General features: G+C 75.0%; 18 protein-coding genes. 5 read left to right on the top strand and 13 right to left on the bottom strand.

Translation table 11 applies throughout. The features are described from left to right. Nucleotides 1–22 precede the first annotated feature (22 nt). Nucleotides 23–463, bottom strand: coding sequence for a DUF6941 family protein (locus rosag_RS24525; RefSeq protein WP_284352830.1), 441 nt, complete (start codon nucleotides 461–463; stop codon nucleotides 23–25). Between the two features lie 25 nt (nucleotides 464–488). Here rosag_RS24525 and rosag_RS24520 point away from each other — a divergent pair, with 25 nt between their 5' ends. The 5 genes from rosag_RS24520 to rosag_RS24500 are packed head-to-tail and all read left to right on the top strand — an operon-like array spanning nucleotide 489 to nucleotide 6080. After that, a complete protein-coding gene (locus rosag_RS24520; RefSeq protein WP_284352829.1) occupies nucleotides 489–1418 on the top strand; it encodes a DMT family transporter in 930 nt (309 codons plus the stop codon). Continuing rightward, on the top strand, nucleotides 1415–2104 hold the full coding sequence (locus rosag_RS24515; protein WP_284352828.1) for an HAD family hydrolase: 690 nt from the start codon (nucleotides 1415–1417) through the stop codon (nucleotides 2102–2104). The genes rosag_RS24520 and rosag_RS24515 overlap by 4 nt, the downstream gene beginning before the upstream one ends. Before the next feature lie 24 nt (nucleotides 2105–2128). Continuing rightward, nucleotides 2129–2713 carry a class IV adenylate cyclase gene (locus tag rosag_RS24510; protein ID WP_284352827.1) on the top strand — a complete coding sequence of 195 codons (585 nt, stop codon included), beginning with the start codon at nucleotides 2129–2131 and terminating at the stop codon, nucleotides 2711–2713. Beyond that, nucleotides 2706–5672 carry a M14 family metallopeptidase gene (locus tag rosag_RS24505; protein ID WP_284352826.1) on the top strand — a complete coding sequence of 989 codons (2967 nt, stop codon included), beginning with the start codon at nucleotides 2706–2708 and terminating at the stop codon, nucleotides 5670–5672. The genes rosag_RS24510 and rosag_RS24505 overlap by 8 nt, the downstream gene beginning before the upstream one ends. 18 nt (nucleotides 5673–5690) lie before the next feature. Next, nucleotides 5691–6080 carry a holo-ACP synthase gene (locus rosag_RS24500; protein WP_284352825.1) on the top strand — a complete coding sequence of 130 codons (390 nt, stop codon included), beginning with the start codon at nucleotides 5691–5693 and terminating at the stop codon, nucleotides 6078–6080. Between the two features lie 182 nt (nucleotides 6081–6262). Here rosag_RS24500 and rosag_RS24495 read toward each other — a convergent pair whose 3' ends face one another. From rosag_RS24495 to rosag_RS24440, 12 genes are all read right to left on the bottom strand, one after another. Then, a complete protein-coding gene (locus rosag_RS24495; protein ID WP_284352824.1) occupies nucleotides 6263–7027 on the bottom strand; it encodes an MBL fold metallo-hydrolase in 765 nt (254 codons plus the stop codon). Next, complete coding sequence (locus tag rosag_RS24490) at nucleotides 7024–7761, bottom strand: RES family NAD+ phosphorylase (RefSeq protein ID WP_284352823.1); 738 nt, start codon at nucleotides 7759–7761, stop codon at nucleotides 7024–7026. Before rosag_RS24490 ends, rosag_RS24495 begins: the two co-directional genes overlap by 4 nt. Continuing rightward, nucleotides 7758–8180: an MbcA/ParS/Xre antitoxin family protein gene (locus rosag_RS24485; RefSeq protein WP_284352822.1), complete on the bottom strand. Its 423-nt coding sequence runs from the start codon at nucleotides 8178–8180 to the stop codon at nucleotides 7758–7760. The genes rosag_RS24490 and rosag_RS24485 overlap by 4 nt, the downstream gene beginning before the upstream one ends. Before the next feature lie 116 nt (nucleotides 8181–8296). Next, entirely contained in the window at nucleotides 8297–9013 is a 717-nt protein-coding gene (locus rosag_RS24480) for a hypothetical protein (RefSeq protein ID WP_284352821.1), read from the bottom strand. After that, entirely contained in the window at nucleotides 9010–9693 is a 684-nt protein-coding gene (locus rosag_RS24475) for a hypothetical protein (protein ID WP_284352820.1), read from the bottom strand. The genes rosag_RS24480 and rosag_RS24475 overlap by 4 nt, the downstream gene beginning before the upstream one ends. Nucleotides 9694–9698: 5 nt before the next feature. Further along, nucleotides 9699–9866 carry a FeoB-associated Cys-rich membrane protein gene (locus rosag_RS24470; RefSeq protein WP_284352819.1) on the bottom strand — a complete coding sequence of 56 codons (168 nt, stop codon included), beginning with the start codon at nucleotides 9864–9866 and terminating at the stop codon, nucleotides 9699–9701. Continuing rightward, nucleotides 9866–12064: a ferrous iron transport protein B gene (gene feoB / locus rosag_RS24465; RefSeq protein ID WP_284352818.1), complete on the bottom strand. Its 2199-nt coding sequence runs from the start codon at nucleotides 12062–12064 to the stop codon at nucleotides 9866–9868. The genes rosag_RS24470 and feoB overlap by 1 nt, the downstream gene beginning before the upstream one ends. Nucleotides 12065–12066: 2 nt before the next feature. Further along, nucleotides 12067–12417, bottom strand: a complete 351-nt coding sequence (locus rosag_RS24460; protein ID WP_284352817.1) for a FeoA family protein — start codon at nucleotides 12415–12417, stop codon at nucleotides 12067–12069. Between the two features lie 144 nt (nucleotides 12418–12561). Next, nucleotides 12562–13158, bottom strand: coding sequence for a GNAT family N-acetyltransferase (locus rosag_RS24455; protein WP_284352816.1), 597 nt, complete (start codon nucleotides 13156–13158; stop codon nucleotides 12562–12564). A 14-nt stretch (nucleotides 13159–13172) separates the two neighbouring features. Then, complete coding sequence (gene lgt / locus rosag_RS24450; RefSeq protein ID WP_284352815.1) at nucleotides 13173–14030, bottom strand: prolipoprotein diacylglyceryl transferase; 858 nt, start codon at nucleotides 14028–14030, stop codon at nucleotides 13173–13175. 50 nt (nucleotides 14031–14080) lie between these two features. Then, complete coding sequence (gene tsaD, locus rosag_RS24445; RefSeq protein WP_425607536.1) at nucleotides 14081–15181, bottom strand: tRNA (adenosine(37)-N6)-threonylcarbamoyltransferase complex transferase subunit TsaD; 1101 nt, start codon at nucleotides 15179–15181, stop codon at nucleotides 14081–14083. 16 nt (nucleotides 15182–15197) lie between these two features. Further along, the gene (locus tag rosag_RS24440) at nucleotides 15198–15404 is read right to left on the bottom strand and encodes a hypothetical protein (protein WP_284352813.1); all 207 of its coding nucleotides are present in this window, start codon (nucleotides 15402–15404) and stop codon (nucleotides 15198–15200) included. Between the last annotated feature and the right edge of the window lies 1 nt (nucleotide 15405).

Below are 15405 nucleotides of genomic sequence, written 5' to 3'. Positions count from 1 at the left end.
CTGACGCGGTCGGGCCGGCCCCTCAGCTGAGGAGGGTGCCCGGCGGCGGCTGGAACGCCGGGACCGGCGCGGCGCCCGTGCCCTGCACGGCCAGCGGCAGCTGCGCCACCACGCGGCCGTCCAGCAGCAGCAGGACCGTGTGCGGGCCGGGCCGCTCGAGCGGCAGGTCGAAGGTCTGCACCAGCGGGATGTCGACGTCGGTGACGCCGGCCGGCAGCGCCTGGATGTTCAGCTGCGCCTCGTGGCCGAGCAGCGTCGCGCCGCCCGGGCCCGTGACCTGGAGGCCGAGCCGGTGGGTGCCGACGTCGCTCGCCTGGCCCTTGAACCGCGCGACCAGGTTGACGCGTGGGTGCACGGCCGGGAAGCTGGCCGCGTGCAGGGCGTCGAAGACGCCGAGGATGTTGAGCTTCCCGTCCACGGCGACGTTGGCCGCGTCGGCCAGCAGGGCGAAGGCGACGTACATGGGGCCAAGCTAATAGATTGGGCGGATGGCGTCCCACGTCCACGAGGCACTGGCGCCCGATCGCACGGAGGCGGCTCCGCGGTCGGGCGCCTGGCTCACCGACCTGATGCTGCTGGCGATGGCGCTCATCTGGGGCGTCAACTTCAGCGTCGTGAAGTACGGCACGCGCGTGATGCCGCCGCTCGCGTTCAACGCGCTGCGCGTGCTGCTCGCGACCGTCGTGCTGTGCGGCGTCGCCTTCGCCCTGCGCGCGCAGCGCCCGTCGCGCCGCGACGCGGTCCGCCTCGCGCTCCTCGGGCTGCTGGGCCACGGCGTCTACCAGTTCTGCTTCATCCAGGGCGTCGCGCGCTCGACGGTCGCGACCGCGGCGCTCGTGCTCGCGTCCAGCCCCGCGCTCATCGGCCTCGTGGGACGTGTGCTCGGCACCGACCATCCGTCGCGGCGGCAGTGGACCGGGATCGCGCTGCAGCTGCTCGGCATGGCGGGCGTGGTGCTCGGCAGCGCGGTGCAGCCGTCGTCCAGTGCCGAGGCGCCGCTCGTCGGCGCGCTGATCCTGCTCGCGGGCTCGATGTCGTGGGCGTTCTACGCCGTGCTGCTCAAGCCCTTCACGCTGCGCGTGCACCCCATCCACCTGTCGGCGTTCACGCTGCTGGGCGGCGTGGGCGTGCTCGTGGGCCTCGGCGCGCCGTCGCTGCTCGCGCTCGACACGCGCACCGTGCCGACGGCCGGCTGGGCGTCGGTGGCGTACGCGGGGCTCGCGGCGATGGTCGTCGCCTACCTCTTCTACTATCGCGGCGTGCGCGTGCTCGGTCCCGTGCGCACCGCGATGTACAGCAACCTGCAGCCGCTGATCGCGATGGCGGTGGCCTTCGTCTCGCTGCACGAGGTGCCCACCGCGTGGCAGCTCGGCGGCGCGGCGGCCATCACCACGGGCCTCCTCGTCTCGCGCAAATGAAGCTGGTCCTCTTCGACATCGACGGCACGCTCCTGCGCGGCGACGGCTCGGCGCGCCGCGCGTTCGAGGGGGCGCTGGTGCACGTCTTCGGCACGACGCCCGACCCGAGCGTGCACTACGACGGCAAGACCGATCCGCAGATCGCGCGCGAGCTGATGCGACTCGCCGGCCACGACGACGCGTCCATCGACGCGCGGCTGCCGCAGGCGATCGACGGCTACCTGGAGCGGCTGCGCCGCGAGGTGTCCGGCGGCGCGCGCAACTTCCAGGCGCTGCCGGGCGTGGAGGCGCTGCTCGATGCGCTGGAGCCGCGCGACGACGTCGTGCTGGGCCTCCTCACCGGCAACGTCGCCGACGGCGCGACGATCAAGCTGCGCTGCGCGGGGCTCGACGTCGCGCGCTTCCGCGTCAACGCGTTCGGCTCCGACCACGAGCACCGCCCCGAGCTGCCGCGCGTCGCGCAGCGCCGTGCCCGCGAGGTCGTGGGGCGCGACTTCGAGGGCGACGCGATCGTCGTCGTCGGCGACACGCCGGCCGACATCGCGTGTGCGCGCTCCGTGGGCGCGCGCACGCTCGCGGTGGCGACCGGCCGCTACTCGGTGGACGAGCTGGCGGAGCACGCGCCCACGGTCACCTTCGCCGACCTCACCGACACCGCGGCCGTCATCGCCGCGCTGGTCGACTGACGCAGGCCCGCGCATGGTGAACGCATGATCGACGAGACGGAGCTCAAGGCGATGGTGCCCGACCCCGAGGCGTGCCGCGCGCGTCTCGAGGCGGCGGGCGCGCGCCTCGTCTTCGAGGGCGCGCTGATCGATCGGCGCTGGGACCTGCCGCACCGCCCGCTCGCCGACCGCGACGAGGTCGTGCGCGTGCGCACCAGCATCCCGGCGGCACACGTCGGCGGCGCGGCGCGCCACACGCTCGACTGGAAGGGCCCCACGCGCGTCGAGGGCGGCTACAAGAAGCGGCTGGAGCGCTCGACGGGCGTCGAGGACGCGGCGGTGCTCGAGATCATGCTGTCGTCGGCCGGCTTCGTCGTCACGCGCGAGGTGGAGCGCGAGATCGCGCAGTACGCGCTCGGCGACGCGACGCTGCGCTTCGAGCGCTACCCGCGGCTCGACGTGCTGATGGAGGTCGAGGGGACGCCGGCCGCGGTGGAGGCGGCGATCGTCGCCACCGGGCTGCCGCGCGCCGCGTTCACGGCCGCGCGCCTCGCCGACTTCGTCGCCGCGTTCGAGCGGCGCACGGGACAGACGGCGGCGCTCAGCACGCACGAGCTGGCGGATGACTGAGCCGGCCGCGCCCGTGCCGGTGCGCGTGCGCGGCCTGCTGCGCGGCGCGGAGTGGGACGAGCGCGGTCGCGCGCGGCTCGAGGGCGACCAGCTGGAGGTCGCCCTTCCGGAGGGGCGCCCGATGCTGCTCGCGCTGCGCATCGGCCAGCTGGACGGGCTGCGGGTCGACGACCGCGAGATCGCGTGCTTCGTCGCGGGCGGCGACGCGCTGGAGCTGACGCCCGAAGCCGACGGTGCCGATGCGTTCCGCGCGCTCGGCGCCACGCTGCGCGCGCGCGCCTACGCGCTGCCCGAGGTCACGCGCGCGCTGCGCGCCTACGGCAGCCGTCGCGGCAGCCCGGGCTCCGATCACGACCGCTTCTTCGCCGCGCTGGTGGACCCGCTGCGCGCCGCGCGCGACGAGGTGGCGCGCGGCGGCGCCGAACCGTGGCGCGCCGCCGCGCACGCGGACGGCGACGCGATGGCCGCCGCGCTGCACGCCGCGCTCTCCACGCTGGCGGCCGAGCGGTTCCCGCAGCTCCCGCCGGAGCGGCGCGCGCTGGAGGCGGAGCTGCACGATCTGGTCGAGCCGGTCGCGGCCGCGCTGCGCGAGCTGGCGGACCGCGCGGCCGCGCTGCGCGACGCCGCCGACGACGTGCGCCTGCTGCGCTGGCGCGAATGGTCGGCGGCGCTCGGCGAGGCGTTCGCGCGCGCCGACCGCGCGTGGATCGAGGCGCTGCCCGCGCTCGCGGATCCGCGCGGCGGAGCGGGGCGCCTGTGGCGCCGCGTGCTGCGGCGCGGCGGGGCACCGGCGCTGCTGCTCGCGGCCGCGCTCTCGGCCGCGCCGGCGGCACGCGCGCAGGACGTGCACGTGGTCGTGCGCGTGAGCGGCGCCGACTCGCTGGACGTGCGCGCGCTGGCGCGGCTCGGCTTCGACGTCGTGCCGGGGCGCGGCGGCGAGCGGCTGGTGGTGGTCGACTCCACCGAGCGCGCGCGGCTGGAGCGCCTGGGCGCGACGACGACGGAGATGCGCGCGCCGCGCCCGCGCACCGCGGCCGACGCGGCGCAGACGACGGTCTACCGCAGCTACGACGACCCGCGCCGCGGCGTGCGCGCGTACCTCGACTCGCTCGCGCGCGCGCACCCGACGCGTGTGCACGTCGACACGCTCGGCCGCACGCTGGAAGGGCGTCCCATCCTCGCGGCGAAGGTCGGCCCGGCGGGCGACGACACGCGCCGCCCCAACGTGATCTTCCTCGCGACGTACCACGCGCGCGAGTGGGCCGCGACCGAGATGACGCTGCGCCTGCTGCGCCACCTCGTGTCGCCGCCGGCGCCGAGCGCGCGTCTCGACTCGCTGGTGGCGCGGCGCGACGTGTGGATCGTGCCCGTCGCGAACCCGGACGGCTACGAGTACACCTTCACGAACGACCGGCTGTGGCGGAAGAACCGCCGGCAGCAGGGCACGTTCGAGGGGAAGCCGGTCGTCGGCGTGGACCTCAACCGCAACCACTCGGTGCGCTGGGGCGTCGACGACCTCGGCTCCTCGCCCGATCCGCGCAGCGAGGTCTTCCGCGGCGGGTCGGCCGCGTCAGAGCTGGAGACGCAGGCGATCGAGCGCTTCCACGTGCTGCATCCGCCAGTGGTCTCGGTGAGCTACCACACCTTCGCGGGGCTGCTGCTCTATCCGGAAGGATGGCGCTACGGACTGCTGCCGGGGGACCTGAGCATCTACCGCGCGCTCGCCGGCACCGACGAGCGGCCGGCGGTGCGCGACCGGCTCCCCGGCGCACCGTACGGCTACCAGCGTCCGGAGCCGTCGTGGCAGCTCTATCCGACGAACGGCGAGTACACCGACTTCGCGTCGGAGCGCTTCGGGACCGTCAGCTTCACGCCCGAGATCTCGAGCGGCTTCGAGGGCGCGACGTTCTACGGCTTCGAGTTCCCGGACGACGAGGCGAAGCTCCGCACGCTGTTCGAGGACAACCTGCCGTTCGCGCTCGACGCGATCGAGGCGGCGGGCGATCCGTCGCGTTGGCGCTCGCCCACGACGGGCTACGCCGCGCCGCGCGTGGCGCTGGAGTCCGTGAGCCCGATGGTGCGCGTGCGCTCGGGCGCCGCGCCGGCCGCGATCACGGTGGACGGCGCACCGCGCCGCGCGACGGTGGACGCGCTGAACGGCGGCCGCTACCAGCGCCGCTCCGTCGCCGACTCGCTGCCCGCGCGACCGTCGGAGGTCGCGGTGCGCGCGGGGCGCGACAGCCTGCGCTACCGCGTGCTGCTCGCCGGCGGCGCGGAGCCGGCCGACAGCGGATGGACGGCGACGGGCTTCGCGCCCACCGGCCTGCCGCCGCTCGCGGGCACACGGGCGTGGCGGACGCTGGGCAACGCGACGCTGCGCTCGCCCGCGGTGCGCGTGCCGGACGACGTGGACACGGTGACGGTCGCGCTCTGGTCGCGGCACGCGGGCGACGCGTTCGGTCCCTCGCGCAACGGCACCGTGTGGCTGTCGCGCGACGGCGGGCGCACCTTTCCCGAGCGCGTGCTGACGGTCGCGGGCGACGCGCCGCTCTTCTACCCGGAGAGCCGCGAGGTCGGTGGCGTGCGTGGCGCGACGCTGCAGCTGGAGCTGCGCTCGTCGGCGCTGCCGTGGGACGTCGACGAGATCGCGCTCGTGGGGCACCTGCCGCGCGTCGCGACCGATCCGAACGCCGCGATCGCGTTCATCGCCTCGGAGAACCCGGTGCGCGGCGACCGCGTGCGCTTCACGTGGCCGTTCGTCGGCACGGCGGGCGACGTGCTCGTGTACGACCTCACCGGCCGGCTGGTGTGGCGTACCGCGGCCGACGCGACGGTGGACGAGGTGACGTGGGACGTGGGCTCGCAGACCGCGCTGGCCAACGGCGCGTATCTGGTGCTCGCGCGCGCGGGCGGCCAGACGCGCCGCCAGACGCTGTACGTGCTGCGCGCCGCGCAGTGACCGCGTGGTGATCTCGGGATGATCGTCGGCCTCGGCCTCGACCTGGTGGACATCGCGCGCATCGCGGAGATGCTCGCCGACAAGGGCGAGCGCGCCACGTCGCGGCTGTTCACGGAAGGCGAGGCGGCCTACGCGTCCAACCGCGCCGAGCCCGCGCGGCACCTGGCCGCACGCTTCGCGGCGAAGGAGGCGGCGTACAAGGCGCTCGCCGGCACGGAGCACGCGCGCGGCATCGGCTGGCGCGACATCGAGGTCGTGGTCGAGTGGGACGGACGTCCCACGCTGCGCTTCCACGGCCGTGCGGCGGAGCGTGCGGCGGAGCTGGGCGTGACCCGCGCGCACCTGTCGCTGACGCACGCCGAGCACACCGCGGCGGCGGTCGTAGTGCTGGAGGCTGACGTCGGGTGACACCGGCGCGCCGGGCCCTGTAGCTCTTGGGGAGGAAACGGATGCTCCGGATCTAGCGGATGCTTCGGATCGCTCCGTGTGGCGGCGACGCACCTCGCTCAACGAGGAACGATCCGGAGCATCCGTGTCATCCGGAGGATCCGTATCCTCCCCAATAGGCCAACGGGTCCGGCGTGTCACGCTCAGTCACCGCGCGTGAGCCGCCGCCAGGTGATCGAGTCGGCTGTGGCGCAGCGCGCGTGTGCCGTGCAGAGCGCGCGTACGTGATACGGCGCGACCGCCGCGCGCAGGCGCACGAGGCTCCGCCGCGCGGCGCGGGCATCGTCCGAGAAGCCGCGCCGCGCGGGCGTCAGGCGTCCGCTGGTGGGCGCGTGCGACGCGCCGTCGCCGACGAGCAGCACGTCGCCCACCAGCCATGCGAGGCTGCCCACGGTGTGTCCCGGCAGCGCGAACGCGCGCACCGTGTCGCGTCCGAAGACGAGCGCCGTGTCGCCCGCGAGCTCGCGCACGTCCAGCCGTGCGTCGGGCAGCGACGGCCTGCGCAGGTGGTCGGCCAGGCGCGGAATCCAGCCACGGTGCGACGCCCGTCCCAGCAGCCGCGCGCGCTCGCCCGCGCCGACGTAGAACGGGGCGTGCGCGACGGCGCGCCACGCGCCCACGTGGTCCCGATGGCTGTGCGTCAGCAGCACGGCGACGACGTCTCGCGGTCGCGCACCGAGCCGCGTCAGCGCGTCCTCGAGCGCCCGCTCCGCGCCGCGCCAGCCGAGGTCCACGATGACGACGCCCGCCTCGGTGCGGCGCGCCACGAGCAGGCTCGCGTTCGCGCCGTTGGTGGTCGCGGCCCGCTGCAGCGCGTCGTGCTCGATCGTGCGCACGCCGTCGCGCACGCCCGCGCTCGTGCAGCCGCCCAGCAGCGCGAGCAGCGTGAGCGCGGCGCGCCGGCTCATGGCCGGAACGAGCGCTTCTCGTAGACCATCGCGATCCGCGCGCCGTCCCAGACGTAGGCGAGATGCAGCCCCTGCCGGCACTCGGACACGCCGCGCGGGCGCAGGACCGCCGCGCACTCGCCGCCCGGATGCCGCACGCTGTCGAACACCACGCCCCACGCGCCCGCCGCGTGCAGCGCGCGTCCGAACGCCTGCGACGCGCCGTACTCCTCGGCGTCGTACAGCGCCGGGTAGCGGCCCTGCAGCCCGCGCAGGTCGTGCAGCGGCGCGTCGAGCGTCGCCACGAGCACGCGCATGTCCAGCTCGATCGGCCGCTCGCGCGTCGCGCGCAGGAAGCGCGCGCGGTGATACGTCGTCTCGGCCACCGCGGTCTCCAGCGTCCGCGCGGCGTAGTACGCGCCGAACGTCCCGTCCGTGAAGCGGCCGCCCGGCGGCGCGACGTGCGTGAACGGCGCCATCACGTAGCCCGCGCCCGCACCGGTCACGCGCTCGTCGGGCGGGACGCGCGAGAGGTCGCCCACCGAGGCCCGCACGCTGTCGTCGGTCATCGCCTCGACGGCGAACACTGCGTCGAGGTCCGCCGGATCGGCGACGCGCTCGAACAGCTGGATGGGCGGGAAGCGGCTCGGCACCACCCGGTAGCAGGGCCGCCAGCGCACCGCGGTCACCGGCACCGCGTCCGGCGACGGCGCGCCCGCCGTCGGCGGCCCGTCCGCCGGGACGGCCTCGCTCACGGCCAGCCGCCGCGCTGCGCGTCGAGGTACTGCCGCACGATGTACAGGTCCGCGACGTTGCCCGAGAGCATGCGGTCGAGGGCCGTGCGGCCGCCGAACGGCGGCGCGTCGTTCGGATGGCGGATCCACGCGTCCGCGCGCGCCGGCTCGGCGAACAGGATCTGCAGCGCCTTGTAGATGCCGAGCACGTACGAGATGCGCTCGAGGACGTCGCGCGGCAGGCGCACGACGCCGCCCTCGCGCCACTTGTAGAAGGTCGACCGCGGCGGCCCGCCGAGGAGCGTCATCTGCTCACCGGGGCTCAGCCGCCACGCGTCGGCGATGCGGAAGAACGTGCGGAGCGCGGGACCGGAGAGCGCATCGGCGGATTCGACGTCGGGGCGGTCGGGACGGCGCGGGGCCGCGGGGCGCGGCGGCATGGCTTCTCCAGGATTGGACGCGCCCTGAAGTTGCGTCCATTCCGGGATCGGCGACAATGCCGAACATATCCCGAAGATGGCACCCCGTACCCCGGGGCGCCAGAGGCAGTCGCGCCTCAGCGCCGTCGCGCGCCGATCGGGAACTCGACGCGCAGCCGTGCGACCGTCCACCCCTGCGGCAGCCGGATCGCGCCCTCGGACGTGCTCTCGACGGAACGCGGCGTGGTGGCCGTCGCCGGACGCACGACCGTGAGGCGCTCGCGAGCATCGGCACGGAAGTACGTCCACTCGCCTTCGAGCATCACGCGCGCGCCGCGCCCGCGCGTCCCCACGCCACCCGCGAGGACGACGAGCGGCTCGAGCTGCGGCTTGGCCGCGTTGCGCACGAGCCCAGCGCCCGCGGTCGCGCGCAGCAGCGGCACGCGCCGCGGTGCGCCTTCCGGCGTCTCGACGCCCGCGCGCAGCGACGCGGCCCAGAACGCGGGATCGCGCGTCTCGACCGCGTAGCCCACGAACTCGCGCTCCGCCACGCGGCCATCGCCGAGCGGGGTCGCGCGCGCGCGCAGCACCGCGTCGCACCCCTTCGCGAACGTCGAGATGCCCGTCGAGAGGTCCGCCTCCAGCACGACGAGCGGCGGCAGTCGCCAGCGCCCCGCGACGCCGAGCAGGAATCCGCCGCCGCTCGAGCGACCGCCGGCGCCGCAGCGCGCGCTGAACGCGTCGGGCATCGCGCCGACGCCGGCGCTCACGTCCCACGCGAGCCGCTGCGCGGCGAGCGGGCGGGCGGTCGCCACCAGCGCGACGGCGATCGCCAGTCGCGCGGCGCGCCTCATCGCGCGCCGACGGGGATATCGAGGCCCAGGCGCACGAACGTGGAGGTCGCGCCCTCGTGCAGCGTGCGCGTGCTGCGGTCCTCGGGATTCCGCATCGAGATCGTCGCCTCGGCGACGTCCACGCGCGACCACCAGCGATCGAGCTCCAGCGCCACGCGCGCACGCCGGCCGCCGTAGGCGAGGCCGCCGGCGAGCGTCGCGAACGGCTGGCGCACCTCGGTCATGTAGCCGCCGCCGGTCGCGAGGCGCACGAACGGGCCGCCCGTGCCCAGCCGGCGCTCGACGCCGACGCGCGCGAGGCCGCTCACGAACGCGTCGGCCGCGAGGGCGCGCGGGCCGAGGCTGCGGGCCCGGCACCGGTCGCTGCCGGGCGACACGGGCACGCACACGAGCAGCAGGTCGCTGCCGCGCACGAAGGACGTCTGCAGCTGCAGCGCACCCTCCAGCATCACGGCGCGCCACAGCTGCCGCCGCGCGCCCACGAGGCCGAGCACCGCGGCATGGTCGTCGTGGATCGACGGCGCCGCGAAGGCCGAGCCGCCGCCGGCCGAGAGCACGAGCGTCACGCGCGGCACGTCGGCGGTGGCGGGCGCCTGCGCCAGCGCAGCCGCCGGCACGAGCGCGAGCGTGACGAGCATGCGCGTGACGAGCGCGCCCGCCCACGAGCGGTGCATGGTCATCGCGCTCAGGTCTTGGACCAGTCGCCCTCGGTGCGCGACGCGGCCGGTCCACAACCGCAGTCGTGGCCGCAGCCCGCGTCCCGCTTCGGACGCAGCGTGCTCCACGCGCGGCGACCCACGAACAGCAGCGCCACCGCGACGATCGCGATGACGATCAGCGTCTGCATCTCCATCAGCCCCATCCCAGCAGGCGGCCGCCCTGGTACACGACCAGCGCCGCCACGTAGGCGAGTCCCAGCATGTAGGCGAACTGCACGCCGGCCCACTTCCAGCCGGTGCGGCCGCCGCCCGTCTCGCGCACCGTCACGGCCATGGTGCTCATGCACATCAGCGCGTAGACGTAGAACACCATCAGCCCGATCGCCACCAGCGGCGTGTATGCTGCGCGGCCGGTCCGCGGATCGCGCTCGGCGCGCAGCTTCTCGCGCAGCGCCGCCGCGTCGTCCTGCTCCGTGTCGCCGACGCCATAGATCGTGCCCATCGTGCTGACGAACACCTCGCGCGCCGCGAAGCTGGCGGCGATCGACACGCCGATCTTCCAGTCGTAGCCGAGCGGGCGCACCGCCGGCTCCATCGCGTGGCCGATGCGGCCGAGGAAGGAGCGCTCCAGCTGCTGCTCCTGCTGCGCGGCCTCGGGCAGCGACGCGTCGGGCGTCGTCTTCGGGTAGGTCGCGAGCGCCCAGAGCACGATCGACAGCGCGAGGATCACCGTGCCCGCGCGGCGCACGAACATCAGCGCGCGTCCGTACACGCCGATCAGCAGGCTCTTCGCGCTCGGCAGCCGGTACGCGGGGAGCTCCAGGATCATCGGGCGCGCGGGGCCGCGCAGCAGCGTGCGCTTGAACACCGCCGCGACGCCCAGCGCGGTGACGGTGCCCAGGAAGTACATGCCGAGCATCGTCACGCCCTGCAGCGTCATCGCGCCGCCGAGCAGCGCGACCGGCGGCACGAACGCGCCGATCAGCAGCGCGTAGATCGGCAGCCGCGCCGAGCAGCTCATGAGCGGCACGACCATGATCGTCGCGAGGCGGTCCTTCGGGTTCTCGACCGTGCGCGCGGCCATGATGCCCGGCACCGCGCACGCGTAGCCCGAGAGCATCGGGATGAAGCTCTTGCCGTGCAGCCCCACGCGGCGCATCAGCCCGTCCATCAGGAACGCGGCGCGCGCCATGTAGCCGCTGTCCTCGAGGATGCCGATGAACAGGAAGAGCATCGCGATCTGCGGCAGGAACACCAGCACGCCGCCCACGCCCGCGAACACGCCGTCCACGACGAGCGAGCGCAGGTCGCCCGGCGGCAGCGCGTCGCCGACGCGCGCGCCCATCCACCCCACCACGCCCTCGATCGCGTCCATCAGCGGCGTCGCCCAGGTGAAGATCGCCTGGAAGACGAGCGCCATCAGCGTCACGAACAGCAGCGGGCCCCACACGCGGTGCAGCGCCACGCTGTCAATGCGGTGCGTCGCGGTGCGGCCGCGCGGCGCGGCGCGCGTGAGGCTGCGCGCCAGCACGCCCGCGATCCAGCCGTAGCGCAGCTCCGCCTCCAGCCGCTCGGGCACGAGGCCGGCCGTCGTCAGCACGTCGCGCGCCCGCGCCAGCAACGGCGCCGCGTCGGGCACGTCGGCGAGGTGCGCCTCGGGGTGCGCGACGCCCAGCAGGCGCAGCGCCTCCATGCGCGCGGCGGAGCGGGGCAGCCCCGCGTCCTCCAGCCGCGCCGCGAGCGGCGCCAGCGCCTCCTCGGCCGCCGGCGGCAGCGCGAAGCGCCGCTCGGCCGGCGGGAAGCCTGGGGCGGCGGCGATCGCGCGCTTGAGCGCGTCCACGCCCTCGCCGCGCTTCGCGACCGTGGGGATGACCGTGACGCCCAGCTCGTGGATCAGCTCCGGGACGTCGATCGTCACGCCCGCGGCGACGGCGGCGTCGATCTGGTTCAGCGCGACGACGACCGGCAGGCCGAGCTCCAGCACCTGGCCCGCGAGGAAGAGGTTGCGCTCCAGGTGCTGCGCGTCGATCACGACGACCACGACGTCCGGGAGCGGGACGTCCTTCCCGCGGCCGATCAGCACCTCGAGGGCGATCGCCTCGTCGGGGGAGCCGGCGGAGAGCGAGTAGCTGCCGGGGAGGTCGAGGACCGCGACGCGGCGGCCGTCGTCGGTGCGGTAGCTCCCCTCGTGACGCTCGACGGTGACGCCGGCGAAGTTGCCGACCTTCTGCCGCAGCCCGGTGAGGGCGTTGAAGAGCGTCGTCTTCCCCGTGTTCGGGTTCCCGATGAGGGCGACGCGGAGCGGGCGCGCGTCGTGGATCGGGGCCGCGGGGGCCGTGCTGCCGGGGGTCCTCGCGTCGAGTCCGCCCGCCGTGACGGGCGGGGAGGCCACCGTCAGCCCGCGTGCGGCTGGACGGTGATGCCGGCCGTCAGCGCGGGGCCGAGGGCGATGCGCGTGCCGCGCACGTCGAGCAGCATGGCGTGGCGGGCGTCGACGACGTCCACCTGCGTTCCCTCGCTGAAGCCGAGCGCGCGGAGGCGGCAGGCGTCGGCGTGGCCGCAGCAGAGCGCGAGCACCGTGGCGCGGGCGCCGGGGCCGCAGGCGGCCAGCGGGCAGGACGCGGGCGGCGTGATCGCGCGGGCGGCCGTCGTCGCAGATCCCGTGGCGGACGCGTCGCTCTCGGGCGCGGACACGACGGTCAGCGCGCGCGACGGACGCGGACGGCGGGCGAAGAGGCTCAGCACGCGGATCGGGACGGAGCGACGGAAGCGGGACGCGTGTTGAGAACGGTTCTCATTCGCGCCCTCGTAATCTGACATGGGGCCGCAATCACGTCAATCGCATTCGGGATTGCGGACGAGGGGCCGCCGGATGGAGTCAGCAGGCGGTCAGCGAGGCAGCAGCCGTGCCTCCAGCCCCGCCTTCACGCGCGGCCACTCGTCGGACAGCACGCTGAAGAACACCGTGTCCCGCGTCCGCCCCAGGTCGGTCACCGTGTGCCGCCGGAGCGTCCCCTCCTCGACCGCGCCGAGCCGGAGGATCGCCGCCCGCGACCGATCGTTGATCGCGTCCGTCTTCAGCTCCACGCGCTGGCACAGCAGCGACTCGAAGGCGTGCGTCATCAGGAGGAGCTTGGCCTCCGTGTTGATCGCCGTGCGCTGCCAGGGCGGCGCGATCCACGTCCACCCGATCTCGATGCGGCGGTGCGTGGGCGCCCAGTTGGCGAGGCGCGTGCTCCCGACCACGCGTCCCGTCGCGACCTCGACCTGCGCATAGGGAAACGCCGTCCCCGCGTCGCGGTCCGCGAGCGCCGCCTCGACGTAGCGGCGCATGTCCGCGGGCGTGGCGACGTACGACACGGTGATGCGCCACAGCTCCGGGTCGAGCCCGACCTCGCACAGCCCCGGCACGTGCGCCAGCGAGAGCGGCTCCAGCCGCACGTGCCGACCCGCGAGCACGGGGACGTGGACCGCGGCGCCGGGCATGCCGTCCCGCGACGTCAGGCCGCCGCGGCGGTCGCGTGGATGCCGGGCGCGCCGGGACGCGGCGTGCGGCGCGCGACCATCACGATCACGCCCACCAGCGCGATGGCGATCGCGATCACCTGCGCGGTCGTCAGCCCGAACGTCAGCTGGTCGTCCTTGGCGCGGAAGAACTCGACGATGAACCGCTCGATCCCCGCCAGCACGCAGTACAGCCCGAACAGCCACCCCTCGGCGTGCTCGTGGTCGCGGAAGCGCCAGAGGATGAGGAACATCACGAAGCCCATCGCCGTCTCGTACAGCTGCGTCGGGTGCACGGCGATCACCTGGTTCGGCGGCGTGCCCGGCGCGAGCGGGATGCCGAACAGGTCCTGCATGTTGGCCGCGGTCGACGGCGGCGCGCCGTTCGGGAAGGTGAACGCGAGCGGCCCGTTCCACGGCCGGCCGTAGTCGTCGCCGACGGCGAAGCACCCCGTGCGTCCCACCGCGTAGCCGCCCGCGATCGCGATGCCCGCGACGTCCGCGTAGCGCGCGAAGCTCAGCTTCTTCCGCTTGATGGTGAGCCAGCAGAGCGCCACGGAGCCCATGAAGCCGCCCCAGAACACGAAGCCGCCGCGGCTGAAGATCGCGCCCGGGTCGCCGGTGAGCACGACGTAGTACAGCTTCGCGCCGATCAGGAAGCCGAGCAGCGCCGCGAAGACGATGTCGGGCGTGGTCTGCGCGTAGAGGTCGTGGCCGCGCCGTGTCAGCTCGCGCATCGTGACGATCTGCGACAGCCCGAACGCCGCGAGCACTGCGAGCCCGAAGCCGGTGAGCTGCAGCGGGCCGATGTCGAGGGAGAACGGCGCGTGGACGAACGGAGCGGCGAGATTCATGGAGTGGGCGTCGGGGATGCGGAAAAGATAGGCGGGGCGCCGGCGGGGGGTCAGCCGGACGCGGCGCCCGCGCGCCACTCGGCGCGTCCGGTGCGGCGCTCGTCCACGAGCCCGGGCATCGGCAGCGTCGCGTACGCGTTGAGCGACAGGTCGGCGGTCTCGCCGCGCTCCAGGCGGAAGAGCCCCGCGCGCGCGATCATGGCGGCATTGTCGGTGGCGAGGCGCGGCGTGGGCGCGAACACCGTCGCGCCGCGCGGCTCCAGCCGGCGGCGCATCGCGGCCACCAGCGCGCCGTTGCACGCCACGCCGCCGCCCAGCACCACGCGCCGGCGGTCGAACGCGCGCGCGGCGCGGTACGTCTTCTCCACCAGCGTCTCGATCAGCGCGTCCTGGAAGCCGCGCGCGAGGTGCGGCCGCTCGGCGTCCAGCGCGTCGGCCCCCTCCGCCTCGGCACGGCGCACGGCGTGCAGCACCGCGGTCTTCAACCCGCTGAACGAGACGTCGTAGTAATCGGCGTCGGCGGGCGTCTGGTTGGCGCGCACCATCGGCCGCGCGAAGCGGTGGCGGTCGGGCGTGCCGGTGCGCGCCAGCCGCTCGATGTGGCGGCCGCCAGGGTAGGGAAGGCCGAGCAGCTTCGCGACCTTGTCGAACGCCTCGCCCGCGGCGTCGTCGCGCGTCGCGCCCAGCAGCCGGTAGTCGCCCCACGCCGCCACGTCCAGCAGCAGCGTGTGCCCGCCCGACACCAGCAGCGCCGTGAACGGCGGCGTGGCGTCCGCGTGCTCCAGCGCGGTCGCGAAGAGGTGGCCCTCCATGTGGTGCGCGCCGACGAGCGGCACGCCCGCGGCGTGCGCCAGCGCCTTGCCGTAGCTCACGCCCACCAGCAGCGCGCCCACGAGCCCGGGCGCGTGCGTCACCGCGACCGCGTCCAGGTCGCGCACGCCCACGCCCGCGTCGTCGAGCGCGCGGCGTACGACGGGCACGACGCTCGTGAGGTGCGCGCGGCTCGCCAGCTCGGGCACCACGCCGCCGAACAGGCGGTGCACGTCCTGCGACAGGATCACGAGCGAGCGCAGCGCGACGTCGTCACGATGCCCCTCCACCACCGCGGCCGACGTCTCGTCGCACGACGTCTCGATGCCGAGCACGCGCAGCGTCTTCACGGCGCGCTCACCGCGTGGTCTCCGCGCTCACCGTGCGCGCGGTCTCCGCTTCCGTCACCACGTGCGTCGCGCGCTCCAGCTGCACGGCGAGCCAGAGCAGCGCCGCGAGCCCGATCGCGAGCAGCATCGCCGTGCCGCGGCCGAGCGCCCACGTCTCGGCGCGGCGCTCGTCGTCGCGGTCGGTCGCGCGGCGGTCGGCGCCACGTCCCGGCATC

This window comes from Roseisolibacter agri (assembly GCF_030159095.1).
In the GTDB taxonomy this organism is placed as follows: Bacteria; Gemmatimonadota; Gemmatimonadetes; order Gemmatimonadales; family Gemmatimonadaceae; genus Roseisolibacter; species Roseisolibacter agri.
The sequence above is the reverse complement of the archived record's forward strand: the minus strand, read 5'-3'. Positions and strand labels throughout refer to the sequence as shown.